13 protein-coding genes are annotated in these 15,894 nt (G+C 36.2%); 7 read left to right on the top strand and 6 right to left on the bottom strand.

Going from position 1 to position 15,894, the window contains the following annotated elements; genetic code table 11:
• Window position 1: 1 nt before the first annotated feature.
• Together J4050_RS03625 and J4050_RS03620 are read right to left on the bottom strand one after the other, a co-directional pair.
• Entirely contained in the window at window positions 2–1,213 is a 1,212-nt protein-coding gene (locus J4050_RS03625; protein ID WP_208152590.1) for an NADH:ubiquinone reductase (Na(+)-transporting) subunit B, read from the bottom strand.
• Between the two features lie 49 nt (window positions 1,214–1,262).
• Window positions 1,263–2,615, bottom strand: a complete 1,353-nt coding sequence (locus J4050_RS03620) for a Na(+)-translocating NADH-quinone reductase subunit A (RefSeq protein WP_208152589.1) — start codon at window positions 2,613–2,615, stop codon at window positions 1,263–1,265.
• A 161-nt stretch (window positions 2,616–2,776) separates the two neighbouring features.
• Between J4050_RS03620 and J4050_RS03615 the strand changes: the two genes are divergently transcribed.
• The 4 genes from J4050_RS03615 (at window position 2,777) to J4050_RS03600 (ending at window position 8,301) form a co-directional block, all read left to right on the top strand.
• Complete coding sequence (locus J4050_RS03615; protein WP_208152588.1) at window positions 2,777–4,027, top strand: type IX secretion system plug protein; 1,251 nt, start codon at window positions 2,777–2,779, stop codon at window positions 4,025–4,027.
• Window positions 4,028–4,197: 170 nt separating this feature from the next.
• The gene (gene apaG, locus J4050_RS03610; RefSeq protein ID WP_208152587.1) at window positions 4,198–4,584 is read left to right on the top strand and encodes a Co2+/Mg2+ efflux facilitator ApaG/CorD; all 387 of its coding nucleotides are present in this window, start codon (window positions 4,198–4,200) and stop codon (window positions 4,582–4,584) included.
• 253 nt (window positions 4,585–4,837) lie between these two features.
• Window positions 4,838–6,463, top strand: coding sequence for an L-glutamate gamma-semialdehyde dehydrogenase (gene pruA / locus J4050_RS03605; protein WP_208152586.1), 1,626 nt, complete (start codon window positions 4,838–4,840; stop codon window positions 6,461–6,463).
• 143 nt (window positions 6,464–6,606) lie between these two features.
• Window positions 6,607–8,301 (top strand): T9SS type A sorting domain-containing protein, encoded by a 1,695-nt coding sequence (locus tag J4050_RS03600; protein ID WP_208152585.1) that lies wholly within the window; start codon window positions 6,607–6,609, stop codon window positions 8,299–8,301.
• A 45-nt stretch (window positions 8,302–8,346) separates the two neighbouring features.
• Here the strand turns inward: J4050_RS03600 and rsmG are convergent, their stop codons facing one another.
• Window positions 8,347–8,973 (bottom strand): 16S rRNA (guanine(527)-N(7))-methyltransferase RsmG, encoded by a 627-nt coding sequence (gene rsmG, locus J4050_RS03595; RefSeq protein ID WP_208152584.1) that lies wholly within the window; start codon window positions 8,971–8,973, stop codon window positions 8,347–8,349.
• Window positions 8,974–9,113: 140 nt separating this feature from the next.
• Between rsmG and J4050_RS03590 the strand changes: the two genes are divergently transcribed.
• A complete protein-coding gene (locus J4050_RS03590) occupies window positions 9,114–10,214 on the top strand; it encodes a fatty acid desaturase family protein (RefSeq protein ID WP_208152583.1) in 1,101 nt (366 codons plus the stop codon).
• 14 nt (window positions 10,215–10,228) lie between these two features.
• The gene (locus tag J4050_RS03585) at window positions 10,229–11,413 is read left to right on the top strand and encodes a pyridoxal phosphate-dependent aminotransferase (protein WP_208152582.1); all 1,185 of its coding nucleotides are present in this window, start codon (window positions 10,229–10,231) and stop codon (window positions 11,411–11,413) included.
• Between the two features lie 351 nt (window positions 11,414–11,764).
• Here the strand turns inward: J4050_RS03585 and J4050_RS03580 are convergent, their stop codons facing one another.
• From J4050_RS03580 to trkA, 3 genes are all read right to left on the bottom strand, one after another.
• Complete coding sequence (locus tag J4050_RS03580; protein ID WP_208152581.1) at window positions 11,765–12,013, bottom strand: hypothetical protein; 249 nt, start codon at window positions 12,011–12,013, stop codon at window positions 11,765–11,767.
• A 163-nt stretch (window positions 12,014–12,176) separates the two neighbouring features.
• Window positions 12,177–13,679, bottom strand: coding sequence for a TrkH family potassium uptake protein (locus tag J4050_RS03575; protein WP_208152580.1), 1,503 nt, complete (start codon window positions 13,677–13,679; stop codon window positions 12,177–12,179).
• Window positions 13,680–13,682: 3 nt separating this feature from the next.
• The gene (trkA, locus tag J4050_RS03570; protein ID WP_208152579.1) at window positions 13,683–15,032 is read right to left on the bottom strand and encodes a Trk system potassium transporter TrkA; all 1,350 of its coding nucleotides are present in this window, start codon (window positions 15,030–15,032) and stop codon (window positions 13,683–13,685) included.
• Between the two features lie 130 nt (window positions 15,033–15,162).
• Between trkA and ubiE the strand changes: the two genes are divergently transcribed.
• Window positions 15,163–15,894 carry a bifunctional demethylmenaquinone methyltransferase/2-methoxy-6-polyprenyl-1,4-benzoquinol methylase UbiE gene (ubiE, locus tag J4050_RS03565; protein WP_208152578.1) on the top strand — a complete coding sequence of 244 codons (732 nt, stop codon included), beginning with the start codon at window positions 15,163–15,165 and terminating at the stop codon, window positions 15,892–15,894.

The raw sequence follows: 15,894 nt of genomic DNA, 5'->3' as shown, positions 1-15,894 counted from the left end.
CTTAAGCTGCTTTTACTTTTAAACGTTTTAGTCTTCGTTTTACATTACCTTGAACCACATAATGGTCAATAGTTGGTGCAAACACATTCATTAAAAGGATAGCCAAGAATACCCCTTCTGGATATGCTGGATTAAATACACGAATCATTATAGAAATGAATCCAATTAAGAATCCATAAATCCATTTCCCCTTATTGGTTTGTGAGGCAGTCACAGGGTCTGTTGCCATGTATACTGCACCGAATAATATACTACCTATAATGAGATGCTGCCAAAACGGTACACTCATTAAGCCATAAAATTTTGAACTTTCGTCGATTAATCCTGTTCCAACTACACCATATTCAAAAATTAAGCCCATTACTAACGCTCCAATTACGGTACTTAACATTATTCTCCAACTTCCTATTTTAGTAAATATTAAAAATAATGCACCAATTATAATAAGGAACTTAGACGTCTCTCCTACAGAACCAGGAATTAATCCCCAAAACATATCCCAATAACCAATGCCTGCTAATTCGGTGTTCTGTGCGTATGCACCTAATAAGGTTTCACCAGAAATTGCATCAGGCGTACCTGCGCGCTCTACTGCTCCATGGACCCATACCTTATCTCCAGACATCCATGTTGGATAAGCGAAGAATAAAAAGGCTCTAATGGTTAGGGCTGGATTAAGTATGTTCATTCCGGTACCACCAAAAACTTCCTTACCAATTACCACACCGAAGATTACAGCTACGGAAAGCATCCAAAGCGGAATATCAATTGGCACAATTAACGGCACTAGCATACCAGTAACCAGATACCCTTCCTCTACTTCGTGTCCTTTAATCACCGCAAAAACAAATTCTACAGCAAGTCCCACTCCGTATGACACCGCTACTAAAGGCAGTACGGTCCATGCGCCTATGATAAGATTATCTAAGGTCCAAAATGTAGACCCTAAAAAACCATTTGAGGCTTCTATTTCACCCAAAGCGAGGTAATGTTGGTAACCTGCATTAAAGATTCCGAATATTAAACATGGAATCAAAGCAATGATTACCGTGTTCATTGTTCGTTTTAAATCGTCTGCTGCCTTAATATGAGTACCGCCATGTGTAGTCTCATTAGGGGTATATAAAAATGTAAAAAGAGCATTAAAAGCGGGAATCCACTTTTTGTCCTGATTTTTTACTTTAAAGTTGTGTAAGTTTTGTTTTAATCCCATTATTTATACTTTTTCATAGCTTTTTCAAACTCTCAAAAATTGCTTATGGTTATCCTATTTCTTGGAGCATTACGTCTAATCCTTCTCTTATAATTTTTTGATGTGGTTGCTTTGACACACAGATAAATTCCGTTAAAGCAAAATCTTCTGGAGCGACCTCGTACATACCTAAAACTTCCATCTCATCCAAATCCTTATACATACAAGCCTTAAGAATTTGTAAAGGATAGATATCTAAAGGAAACACCTCTTCATAGCTCCCTGTGATAACAAAAGCACGATGCTCACCATTGGTATTCGTATCTAAGTCATACTTCTTTTTTGGAGTCAACCAAGAAAATGTTAGCGCTCTTGAAGGCGAAATTTTATCAAATACTGGTTTATTCCATCCAAAGAACTCATAATCGTCACCTTCTGGAATTACCGTAAGGACGTTGCTGTAATAATCTAAATAGCCATCTGGTGCAACTCGTTTTCCAGTTAACACGTTCCCTGATATAATACGATCGTTGCCATCTTTTTCAACGCCGTTATCATAAATCATTGTTGCAACCTCTGACCCAATTTTTGTTTTAAAATAACGTGGTTTTTGAACCGAAGACCCTGCTAAAGCAACAATACGCTCAGCGTTAAATTTTCCAGTGAGTAACAATTCACCTATAATAACTAAGTCTTGTGCGTTTATTGTCCAAACTGTTTCACCTTTATTTACTGGATCCACCTTATTTATTAAGGTTCCTACATTTCCTGAAGGATGTGGTCCAGAAACTTTATGTAGAGTAATATTCTCTAAGTTTGAGAGTGGACTATTTGAAGATTTTCCAACTGAAACATGGACATCTCCAGAAGTTAATTTAGATAACACGTTTACTGCAGCTTGCAATTCTGCTTCTTTACCAGCCAAAACATAGTCTAAATCGGCAGCTAACGGCGCACTTGCGTAACCAGAGATGAAGATGCCTTTCGGCTCTGAATCGGGTTTGGCTATAACATCGTAAGGACGCTGCTTAATAAATGTCCAGCAACCAGATTCTAACAAATGAGTTTTGATAGTTTCTGCATCAGAATCTAAATTAAACTTACCATGATCTAAGTAGGTTTGCTCTTTATCCGCAGTAATCTTAATAGCTAAAATGCGTCGTCGTTCTCCACGTTTTACCTCAGAAATTTTCCCAGATACTGGAGATACAAATTTCATAGACTCATTATCCTTATTGTAAAATAATGTTTCACCTGCTTTTACATGGCTACCCTCTTTCGATACAAGTTTTGGAATAATACTGTGAAAATCTTCAGGTTGTACAGAATAAAAATTGCTAACAATGGCGTTCTCAGTTGTTTTCTCTGCTTCACCAACAAGCTTTATATCTAAACCTTTCTTAATTCTAATGTCTTTTGACATACCTGTTAAAGATTAGTTATCTAAAAATCCGTGCAAATTTAAGAATTAATGGTTAAATAGTTTTCATAATAAAACATCTTTTTTATTTATAGTCATTATAAATAACTTTAATAGGTTTAAGGCATAGAATTTGTTTATATTTAAAAGTTTTAGTTACAAAAATGACAAGATATCTCTTTTTTTTAGGCGTACTTTTCTTTTGCTCAAGTCCAATTCTATCGCAGGCTGTTGAAGTGCCTCCTCCAGATTTTATTAAAACCATTCAATTTAAGTCAAACACTACGCAAGGCCAATTACCAGTCTTAAGGCTTGGTGAACCTTTGGTATTAGAATTTGACGCACTCAATGCTAATGAAGAAGACTTTTATTATGTTATTGAGCATTTTAATTATGATTGGACACCGTCTGTTTTAGCCAAAGCAGAATACCTCAGAGGATTGGATAACCAAAGAATACTGGATTATTTTAATTCTTTCAATACCTATCAAATCTATTCGCATTACAAACTCCAAATACCAAATTTACAGACTAGGGCACTGCTAAAAACAGGGAACTACATGATTTCAATTTATGATGATTATGGCGAGTTAATGTTTAGTAGGAAATTTATGGTTTATGAAGATTTGGTTAATGTAGGCGTAAAGGTTAAAAGGTCTAGAGACGTAAAGGTTATTGCATCAAAACAGTCGGTAGACATTGCTATTTCTACAAGTATTATCAACTTTAACAACCCATTAGAAACTGTTAAAACACTTATTATTCAAAACAATAATCTGAACACAGCAATCACAGGATTAGCACCTCAATACACTTTAGGCAATCAATTGATTTATCGCTATGATACAGAAACAGCATTTTGGGGCGGAAATGAATATCTCTTTTTTGAAAATAAGGATGTAAGGGCTGCCAATGTTGGTGTTCAGTTCATTGATTTAAAAGATATTTATCACAATTATCTTTTTACCAATGAGGCTCGAAAAGGTAATCCCTACACTTACAATCCTGACATTAATGGTAATTTTCAGATTACAGCTATAGACAGAACTGATGTTTCCATTGAGGCCGATTACACCATGATTCATTTTTCTCTTCGTCATGAAGAATTTATGGATAGAGACGTACATATCTACGGCAATTTCAATGGCTTTTCAATAGAACCGCTAACCCAAATGATCTACAACTCCGAAGCGGGCATATACGAATGTATGATGCGTTTGAAACAGGGATTTTACAATTACAAGTACGTTACCATAGACAGAGCAACGGGAATACTTAATGAAGGTGATATTAGCGGTAATTATTGGGAAACCGAGAATAATTACAAGGTATTAGTATATTACAGGGATTTGGGCGCAAGATACGACAGGCTCATTGGATTTGGCGAGGCGACATCGGTTGATATCTCTAACTAAAATTTACGTTTTGTGTACTGAAATAACATTGCACAATGGCTTAACATCCCTTTTAAAGGGGATTTCAGCGAATATCTACAGAAATTGTTAAAATAGAAGGTTTAGTTTTCTAAAATTGTGTCTTTGATTAAAAATTTATGCTATTTTAGCGTAACATCTCAACACTAACAATGGTACAACAAGTTACAAGCGGTATAAAAATCTCCGTAGAAACTAATTTCGAAGGCACCTTTTACAAAAATTACAAGGTACATTTCGCTTTTGGATACAAGGTAACTATTGAAAATCAAAGTAAGGATTCGGTTCAATTAAATTCAAGACATTGGCGTATTTTAGACGCCTTAAATAATGAGGAGATTATTGAAGGTGAAGGTGTTATTGGAAAAAAACCGGTATTAAAGCCTGGTGAAAAACACACCTACAATTCGGGCTGTCTTTTAACTTCGCCTTTCGGAGCCATGCAAGGTCATTACAATATGGTTAACTTTACCAAAGCAAGTAAGTTTAAAGTTTATATTCCTTCCTTTAAGCTCAGTGCTCCTTTCGCACTCAACTAAACAATCTATCACTCTTAGAATCAATTTTTTCAACTTAGGCAATATTTCTGTTTATAGGTTATTCGTTTTATACATAAGTTGATCCTGCTGCAATACATTCTGTGCCTTACAACCAACGTTAACCCCTATATCCTTTTCATCAAACTAAGTGCCCGCTTTTCCAAGTTAGAATATCAAATGTGCAATTGATAAACCTTAAAAGTTGTACCTTTGCACTTTCAAAAAAATTCAAACTTTTAATAAATAACATATCATGGGAAAAGGTTTTTTTAATGTTCCAATAGCTGTGAACGAGCCTGTTAAATCATATGCTCCTGGTTCTCCGGAACGACAAGCAGTATTAGAGACTTATAAAGCGATGTATGGTAGTAAAGTTGAAGTACCTTTGTATATCAATGGTGAAGACATTAGAACCGGCAACACCAAACCAATGTCTCCTCCACATGACCACAAACATATTGTTGGTGAGTACCACCTCGCTGAAAAACAACACGTTGAAAAAGCAATTGCTACAGCAATTGAGGCACGTAAATCATGGTCTCAAATGCCATGGGAACAGCGTGCAGGTATTTTCTTAAAAGCTGCTGAATTAATTGCTGGCCCATACCGAGCGAAGATTAATGCTGCAACAATGATCGCACAGTCTAAAACTGTGCACCAAGCGGAAATTGATGCAGCATGCGAACTTATCGATTTCTTGAGGTTCAATGTTCAGTTTATGACTGATATTTACATGGAACAACCTGAAAGCACCTCTGATGCTTGGAATAGAGTTGAGTACAGACCGCTCGAAGGATTTACTTATGCCGTAACACCATTTAACTTCACTGCCATTGCTGGAAATTTACCTGCCTGTATGGCACTTATGGGAAATGTTGTGGTTTGGAAACCTAGTGATAGCCAAGTGTATTCCGCTAAGGTAATAATGGACGTATTTAAAGAAGCTGGAGTACCTAATGGCGTTATTAATGTGGTTTTTGGAGATCCCGTAATGATAACAAATACAGTTTTATCTAGTCCAGATTTTTCTGGGTTACATTTTACAGGTTCAACCTTTATTTTTAAAGAACTATGGAAGCAAATCGGAGAGAACATCCACAATTATAAAACCTATCCAAGGATTGTTGGCGAAACTGGTGGTAAGGATTTTATCATTGCACACAGCAGTGCTGTTCCAAAACAGGTAGCTACTGCAATTTCGCGTGGCGCTTTTGAATTCCAAGGGCAGAAATGTAGTGCTGCATCGAGAGCCTATATTCCAAAGAGTATTTGGAAAGATGTGAAATCCTATTTACTAGAAGACATAGCGTCTTTTAAAATGGGTTCTCCTGAAGATATGAGCAATTTTATAACTGCAGTAATACATGAAGGATCTTTTGATAAATTGGCCAAATACATTGACCAAGCCAAATCAGACAGCGATGCCGAAATCATTGCCGGTGGTGGTTACGACAAATCAAAAGGGTTTTTTATTGAACCAACAGTAATTGTTACTACCAATCCAAAATACACAACAATGCGCACTGAACTATTTGGTCCTGTTATTACTATTTACGTGTATAACGACACAGAATTTACTGAAACTCTGAAATTAGTTGACGAAACTAGTGAATATGCCTTAACTGGAGCGGTTTTAGCAACAAGTCGATATGCGATTGATGAGGCTACAAAAGCACTCCAGAATTCAGCTGGCAACTTTTACATCAATGATAAACCAACAGGAGCTGTTGTTGGACAACAACCATTTGGTGGAGCCAGAGCCTCTGGTACTAATGATAAGGCGGGAAGTGCACAAAATTTATTGCGCTGGGTGTCACCAAGACTTATTAAAGAAACCTTTGTAACTCCAACAGATTATAGATATCCATTTTTAGGATAGTCTGTTAAATAATTGAAAATTAAATCCTTAGAAGCCCTGAGTTCTAAGGATTTTTTTGTGCACTTTATAGATTTGATTCTAAAATATACATGCGGAAAGAGAAATCTTTGTATCTTTTAACTCAATTAAAACACAAAATTCTTATGTTAAAAAATTACATTCTATTTTTAATTTTATGCCCTTTCATTGCCATTGCACAAATTTCGATTACGGCAACGGAATCTGTAGATTTGTCTATTTATGACAACACGGCAAGTACACTTGGCCAGGGAGAGTATGAGATTTTCCTTGGAAATGATAATATCTTAAATAAACCCATAATCTTTGTCGATGGGTTCGATCCTGGTGATACTCGAGATATTACTGCTATTTACAACTCTCTACAGTTTACTGGAGCAGGCGGCACTCAAAATTTAGCTGATTTAGTACGTGCTGAGGGATTTGATCTTATTATTTTAAATTTCCCAACCTACGTCAATGGAGACGGTGCTACAATAGATGGTGGTGCAGACTTTATTGAGCGTAATGCTATGGTTTTAGTAGAATTGATTAATACTATTAATACCGATAAAGCAGCTAACAGTCCAGAGCAAAATGTAATTATTGGACCAAGTATGGGAGGCATAATCTCTAGATATGCTCTTAATTTTATGGAGTCTAACGCTATAACGGATGACACCCGACTATTTATTTCTTTTGATTCGCCACATTTAGGTGCAAATATTCCGATTGGGTTACAGCATCAGCTTAATTATTTAGCTTTTAACGGACTAAATCCAGTTGCTGAAATTCAACCCATTATTAACGATTTACTCAATTCACCTGCTGCGAGGCAACTCTTGACAGACCATTTTGTGCCACATTTACAATCTGGAAGCGACGTGGAATTTGACCCAAGCATTACGTTACCAACACCACATCCCTATAGAACAAGTTTTCAGAATAGAATTACATCTTTTACCGCAGATGGGTTTCCAACAAACGTAAGAAATGTTGCTATAGTAAACGGCAGTGGTATTGGAAGCCCTTACTTTGCCATTGGCAATAGTGGTACGACCGTGAGTCCTGGTTTTATAGTTATGGACGCAACGTTCCTTGTACCAGCGCCACCTTTTGGAAATGTTGTTATTGATATTGACATCAATTTCACACCTGAATTGAATACCACGGATGTTGTGAGTAATGTTATTATTGATCCGCCAATTATTCCACCAACTACTTCAACAGCGCAAAGCCAAGCATTTGAATTTGTAAGCGGTATTGATGCTGCTCCTGGCGGTTTATTTGATTTGTCTGCACTTACAGGTGCAGTTGGGGGCGGAGACCCTTTAGCTACAGATTTTTTAAATGCCTTACAAATAGATAAGTTCAACTTTATCCCAACAGTCAGTGCTTTGTCACTTGTTATTACTGATGACACACCTGTTGACTGGTATCATGATATCGATTTAAGTTCCTCTCGAGCTACAACCAATGACACGCCTTTTGACAACACCTTTATCCCTGATAATAATGAGCAACACGTTCAACTTACGGAAGCCAATGTCACTTTTGCGCTCAATGAAATATTAAATCCTATTTTAAGTAATGGTAATTATTTGTCGATAGATGTACGTTTGGAGAGAAATCCTATTCAATCAGAGTTAGTGATTTTGTCCAACAACAACTCTAACGCTAAAATCTCTATATCAGATTTAACCGGAAAAACTGTTTTTGATAAGCATATAAGACTGTCTAACCGCTCAGTTATACCAGTGAATCTCAACTCTGGATTTTACATATTAAACGTTAAGAATGAGGAAAATATCGATTTTACGACAAAACTTATCATAAATTAAACAAGTAGACAATAAAACTAAAAAGCCTCGTAGCAGAGGCTTTTTTTATTTATACTTTAAAGGCAAATGAACCACTTTCTTTGTGTAAAAAAAGTCTTCAGTAAAATACTTTGAAAGTGGAAATATAGTAGTGGTCGTATACCGTCCCAATTCTTCCGTAAGGTCACCACCCTTTAAGTAAAGTATACCATTCTTTAATAAATTGTTCTGCTTTTTTTTTGTCTTTCCTCTAACCCATTTAACAAATTCTGGCATACGTGTTACCGCTCTGCTTACAATAAAATCGTATTGTTCATCTATTACTTCTACTCTAGCATGAGTTGTTTTAACATTTTTCAATCCAAGCGCCTCAGTAACGCCATTTACAACTTTGAGCTTTTTATTTATACTGTCTACCAGGTGAAATTGACATTCTGGAAACAGAATAGCCAAAGGAATCCCAGGAAAACCGCCACCTGTACCTACATCGAGTATGGATGATTTATCCGAAAAATCGATTACTTTAGCAATACCTAAGGAGTGCAGTACATGCCTTAAATACAACTCATCAATATCCTTGCGAGAAATAACATTTATCTTGGCATTCCAGTCCCTGTAAAGAGAATCTAGCGCTTCAAATTGTTGAATCTGTCGCTGAGTTAAGCCTTCAAAATATTTTAAAATGATGTCCATGATTAAATTGTTGGGCAAAAATACATCAAATTAATCGCAGAAATTAACTAAACCTTGTTTAGAAGAAATCATTATTTAGTTATCTTTGAAGCTTAAGACTTTCACCTATCCCCTAGGTGATGTATTAAAAATTAGAATTAATGGCACAACAAACCCTTTCCTTTTCAAGAACAGACTCTGCGAAATTTTTTAGAACCTTAAATAAACGTGTTAACAATTATTTTAAGGAAAACAATATAAAACGAACCGGTAATTGGCAACTATGGTTAAAAACCATAGTCATGTTTGCCATATTTCTAACACCTTACTTTTTATTATTAACCTTAGAAATTCCCACTTGGGCTCAGTTACTCTTAACAGTTGTTATGGGAATAGGTATGGCTGGTGTAGGAATGAACGTCATGCATGATGGCAACCACGGTTCTTTTTCTAATAAGGAATGGGTTAACCGATTAATGGGAAGTAGTATATATATCTTAGCTGGCAACGTTTATAATTGGAAAGTACAACACAATGTACTACACCATACCTACACCAATATTCATGGACACGATGAAGACTTAGAAGCTGGAAGAATATTGCGTTTTTCAAAACATGCAGAGTGGCGTAAATACCACAAATTTCAACATTACTACTCTATACTACTATATGGTCTGTTAACCATTAATTGGGCCATAACTACAGATTTTCAGCAAATGTATCGCTACATGAAGCGAAAACTCTCTTACGGCAAGTTGCCCAACCCAATTGTTAATTGGAGTAAATTGGTAATTTCTAAACTTATTTATGTAAGTATGTGGATTGTTATACCTATAGTACTTACAGATTTAGCGTGGTATGAGGTGCTTATCGGGTTTTTAATAATGCACTATGTTGCTGGTTTAATCCTTAGTGTCGTTTTTCAATTGGCACATGTTATGGATGAGGCCGAAATGCCTATGCCAGAAAAAGACGGTACAATGAAAAACACTTGGGCCATTCATCAGCTTAAGACTACTGTAAATTTCGGTCGTAAAAATTGGCTAGTTAATTGGTATACAGGAGGCTTAAACCATCAAGTTGAGCATCATATTTTCCCACATATTAGTCATATTCACTACGGTAAAATTGCAAAAATCGTAAAAGATACTGCTAAGGAATTTAATTTGCCTTATAAAGAATACGAAACCACAAGAAAAGCTGTTATAGCCCATTTTAGATTTCTAAAAGAAATGGGAATGCCTCCAGCAATTCAAGCTTAAACACATATTACAAGATGAATCAATTATCTGATAGAGTCACTAATTTGTCTACATCAGCAACCTTAGCTATGGCTGCTAAGGCAAGAGAACTTCGAGCAGAAGGAAAAGATATTATAGGGTTAAGCCTGGGAGAACCAGATTTTGACACACCAGATTTTATAAAGGATGCTGCTATACAAGCTATTAATGATAATTACAATAGTTATACTCCTGTTGATGGTTATGTAGATTTAAAGAACGCTATAATCACAAAGTTTAAGAGAGATAATGGTCTAGACTATAGCCTGCCTCAAATTGTAGTTTCAACTGGTGCCAAACAAGCACTTTTTAACATAGCGTCAGTACTACTTAACGACGGGGACGAAGTCATTCTTCCTTGTCCATATTGGGTAAGCTACAGCGACATTGTTAAGTTAAACGAAGGCGTCCCAGTAGAAGTTAAAACCTCTATAGAGAACGACTTTAAAATGACTGCAGCACAATTAGAAGCAGCGATAACACCTAAAACCAAAATGATTTGGTATAGTTCGCCTTGCAATCCAAGCGGATCCGTTTATAGCAAAGAAGAATTAAGGGCCTTAGCAGATGTTTTAAAAAAACATCCTAATATTTATATTGTTTCTGACGAAATTTATGAGCATATCAATTTTAAAGGTGGTCATTATAGCATGGCTCAATTTGATGATATGTACAATCGTACTATCACGGTTAACGGTGTTTCTAAAGCTTTTGCGATGACAGGTTGGAGAATTGGATATATCGGAGCGCCAGATTGGATTGCACGCGCCTGCAATAAAATACAAGGCCAAGTTACCAGTGGCGCTAATTGCATTGCTCAAAGAGCTGTTATTACCGCTCTAGAAGCCCCTGCTTCGAGCGTACAATATATGGTTGATGAATTCAAGGTAAGACGACAATTAATATTAGGATTGTTAAATGATATTGACGGTTTTAAAACCAATGAACCTGAAGGTGCTTTTTATGTTTTTCCAGACGTTTCTTCCTATTTTGGAAAAACCATTAAAGGAAAAACCATAAATAATTCAAGTGATATGGCCATATTCCTTCTTGAGGAAGCCCTTGTCGCAACAGTGACAGGAGAAGCATTCGGAAATCCGAACTGTATAAGAATTTCGTATGCAGCTTCTCAGGTTGAAATTAAGGAAGCTGTTAAACGTATTAAGGAAGCCCTATCTTAGACTAGGTCGAAGTACAAAAATTTAAAGCCATAGTGCCACCATTGTACTATGGCTTTTTTATGATTACCTAATGCTCCAAACCCAATCTGCTATTATTACGCTTGAAGCCACCAATACCTGAACCTTAAGATTGTTGCTCTTCTGCTTGAACTTTCGTAAACCTATTTGACGTCCATGTACTTTTACTATACATTTATGCCCTTATTACTCTTCAAAGCGCGTATCATTGATTCGCCAAGTGGCATAAACGTAATTTTTTAATACATTTCCCTTGTGCTCTTAGTTAAAGAGTTTTATATAAAAGACATAATCCCAAGTAAGTAAGAGTTCATAAGTCTAAGCATATACCTTTTAGAATATAGCGATTAAGGTAACTGCAAATAGTGTGAGTTTAAGAATAACTGAAGCGTGATTTACAGTATTAGATTGAATGGCCTTTATGCCCTGGCGGATTTTGAATATAGAATCGGAAGAGGTTGTTTTAAAATTTCCATTAACAACCATTTTGTAATTTGATTTTAACAATCCCTCGGTTATGTTACAAGCAACAACTAAAGGTTCTGGCTCTAAGTCTAAATCTTGATTTACTGATAATTCCATGATGATGATTTTTAATTGGTTATGTAGATATGACGGTCATCAAACAAAAATGTTACATCTTCTATTACAGAGCTTTAAGATTTACCACTACATAATCCACATGAAATATTAGTAAATATATAGGCTAGATGAAAATTATATTTTTTTGAAAAAAAATAAAAATTTAACGATTTCGCCAGAAAAAGGGCGTCAGCAAAATGAGGATGGTAAACAATTCTAATCGTCCTAAAAGCATCAAAAACGAAGCCCACCACTTACCCAAAGCTGGTAATCCGGCATAATTATTCACTGGTCCGAAATCACCAAGAGCAGGACCGACATTTCCCAAGCTCGAAGCGGAAAGGCCTATGGCAGATTCAAAATCCATTTGAAACATGGAGAAGCCCAAACCTCCAATGATAAAGGATAACATGTATAGAATAAAAAAGCCAAGAATATTAAATACGATTTCTCCCGAAATAGATTTATTATTGTAACGTACAGGAAGAATGGCATTCGGATGTAAGGCCCGCTTAAATTCTAAAAATCCATTTTTAATTAATATCAGGTGGCGCACAACTTTTACACCACCCGCAGTACTCCCTGCAGAACCCCCTAAGAACATTAAACCAAAAAAGAATACAGTTAAAAACGGTGTCCACATGGTATAGTCTGCCGTAACAAAGCCTGTTGTTGTTACTATAGCCAACACCTGAAACAAACCGTGTCTTATGGCACTCTCACCCTCTCCAAGGACCATGGGATGGGTTACAGACGATTGGGAGACATCAGCTCTAAAATAAATCAGAATCGCAGCCACTATTGTGAATATAGCTATAAATCTAAAGTATAGCTTAAACTCGTCATCTTTTACAATTTTAGAAACCTTACCCTTAAAGAGATAATAACTCAGCACAAAGTTTGTACCAGCCAGAAACATAAAAAAGATAATGATGTATTGAATGGCAGGGTTGTCATTCCAATGCGCGATACTTGCGTTTTTAGTAGAGAATCCACCCGTAGAAAGCGTACTTAATGCATGATTAATAGCATCGAAAAAAGACATCCCAGCGATTTGTAGGAGTATAGTTTCTGCCGCTGTATAACCCACATAAATTAACCATAAACGCTTTGCGGTATCTGTAATTCTCGGATGTAACTTATCACCTCCTGGCCCAGGAGCTTCAGCTGCAAACAACTGCATCCCGCCTACACCTAGTAATGGTAAAATAGCTATCGCCAAAACTATAATTCCCATACCACCAATCCAGTGTGTGGTGCTTCTCCAAAACAAAACACCTTTTGGAATAATCTCAATATCATTTAAAATACTAGCACCTGTTGTAGTATAACCAGACATGGTTTCGAAAAAAGCTTCAGTAAAGGTTGGAATAGCACCTGTAACCAGATACGGGAGTGTTCCTGTCAGGGACATCACAATCCAACCAAAGGCTACAACTATATATCCTTCCCGCTTATTCATTTCTTTTCTATGATTTTTAGTACCAATCATAGCAAAAGACCCAATAAGCAAGGTTACCATTCCTGCCAGAAATAGCTCTAACGTAACGCCATCTTTATAAATTAGGCTGATTAAGGTTGAGATGAGCATAAAACCACCATTAAACAGCAAAAGCAGTCCAAAAAAATGGAAGATGATTTTATAATTAAGATGTATTCTAGACATACGCTACGAAAAAAACGCTTCTACCTCAGAGATAGACCGCGGTAAACAACATACCACAACGCGATCACCAGCTTCAATTTGAAAACTTCCCAATGGAATTAATCCTTCCCCATCTCTAATAACACCTCCAAAAATAGCTGATTTCGGAAAGTTTAAATCTTTTATGCGCTGGTTGGTAATCTTGGATTTAGGTTTAACAACAAACTCTAAAAGCTCAGCATTCATATTAGTAAGTTTGGTCATGGCCACAACTTCACCTTTTCTTATATATCTAAAAATATTATTGGCTGCTAAAAGTTTTTTATTGATGAGCGTATCAATACCAATAGATTGTGACAGTTGATAATAATCCATATTCTCCACTAAGGCAATAGTTTTTCTCACCCCTTTAGATTTCGCCAATAAGCAAGACATAATATTAGTTTCAGAATTACCCGTCACGGATATAAAAGCATCCATATCAGAGATATTCTCCTCTTCTAATATTTCAACATTTCTACCATCACCGCAAATGATAAGAGCATTTGGCAACTGGTCTGCTAGGTCCTCAGCATTGGACTTTTTATTTTCAACAAGCTTTACGTTAAACTTACTTGCGCATAAATCTTTAGCTGTTTTATAACCAATTTTACTGCCGCCAAGAATCATTACGTTTTTTATTCCGACTTTCACTTTGCCCGATAGTTGAAATAATTCGTCATCTCCACCTTTAGAGGTCATGAAAACAACATTATCCCCTTCTTTAAATTGGGTATCTCCTCTCGGAATAATGGTATACTGTGTCCCGTACCTCTGAATAGCTATGGGAATAAAATGCAAATCTGAATATAATTCTCCTGCCTCTCTTACGGATTTACCGACAAATGCCGCGGTTCTGGACAACCTCAGACTTAGCATGGTAAGTGCGCCATCCTCAAACTCATAGGTGTCATTAAACCCATATTGATTAAGGAGAAGTTGTATTTCTGAAGCAGCTAGAGACTCAGGTGAAATCAATTCATCGATTCCTAATTGCGAGAAATCTATAGTCTCTTTATTATCAATAAACTCCGTATTTGAAATCCTAGCAATAGTGCGCTGCGCTCCAAGTTGTTTTGCAAGTACACTTGCTGTAATATTTGTAGTCTCCGATGAGGTTACGGCTATAAACAACGAAGCTAGCTCAATTCTTGCCTCTTGCAAAATCGTAAGTGAAGTGGCATCACCTTTAATAGTTTTTATATCTAAATGCTCACCGGCATAGGTCAAACTGTCTTTCTTGTTATCAATGAGAGTTATCTCTTGCGACTCGTATGACAATAATTTGGCTAAATGAAACCCTACTTCTCCAGCACCTGCAATAATTATTTTCATTGATTCTAATTGAAATCAGGGTACAAATATACATATATTATTTGTCCAGCAATTAGTTTAAAACTGTCCATAATTACAAGTTAGATGATTACAAAAGTCCTATAATACCTTATATTTGCCAAAAAATTTAATGGCCCAAAAGGTTAAACCATATAAAAATAGTGATGCTACAAAAAAAGCTCAGGTCACTAAAATGTTTGATACCATCTCGCAAGAATATGATGGTTTAAATCGTGTCATTTCTTTTGGTATAGATGTAAAGTGGCGTAAAAAAGTGGTAGAACTTATTGCTAGTCAAAACCCTGAAACCATTTTAGATATTGCGACAGGTACTGGTGATTTGGCTATTAATTTAAGCACCACAAATGCCAAAAAAATTATTGGCTTGGATATCAGTGATGGTATGCTAGAGGTTGGGCGACAAAAAATCAATGCTCAAAACCTCGATGAGACTATTACAATGGTTGTAGGTGACTCTGAAGATTTACCCTTTGAGGACAATAGTTTTGATGCGATTACTGTGGCATTTGGTATTCGTAATTTTGAAAACTTGGAAAAAGGACTTGCTGAGATTCTTCGCGTGCTAAAACCAAACGGTATATTCGTTATTTTAGAAACCTCAGTTCCTACAAATCCCATTTACCGATTAGGATACAACGTGTATTCAAAATTTATATTACCTGTTATAGGGCGCCTATTCTCTAAAGATAAGGTCGCCTATAAATATCTTAGTGAATCTGCCTCAGTATTTCCTTATGGCGAAACCTTGAACAATATTTTGAGAAAAATTGGGTTTATTAATGTCAAAGACCATCCACAGACCATGGGCGTGGCAACTATTTATAAAGCATCCAAATTGTAA

This window comes from Winogradskyella pelagia, assembly GCF_017581965.1.
Classification (GTDB): Bacteria; Bacteroidota; Bacteroidia; order Flavobacteriales; family Flavobacteriaceae; genus Winogradskyella; species Winogradskyella pelagia.
Note: the sequence above shows the minus strand (reverse complement) of the source record. Positions and strands in the feature narration are given on the sequence as shown.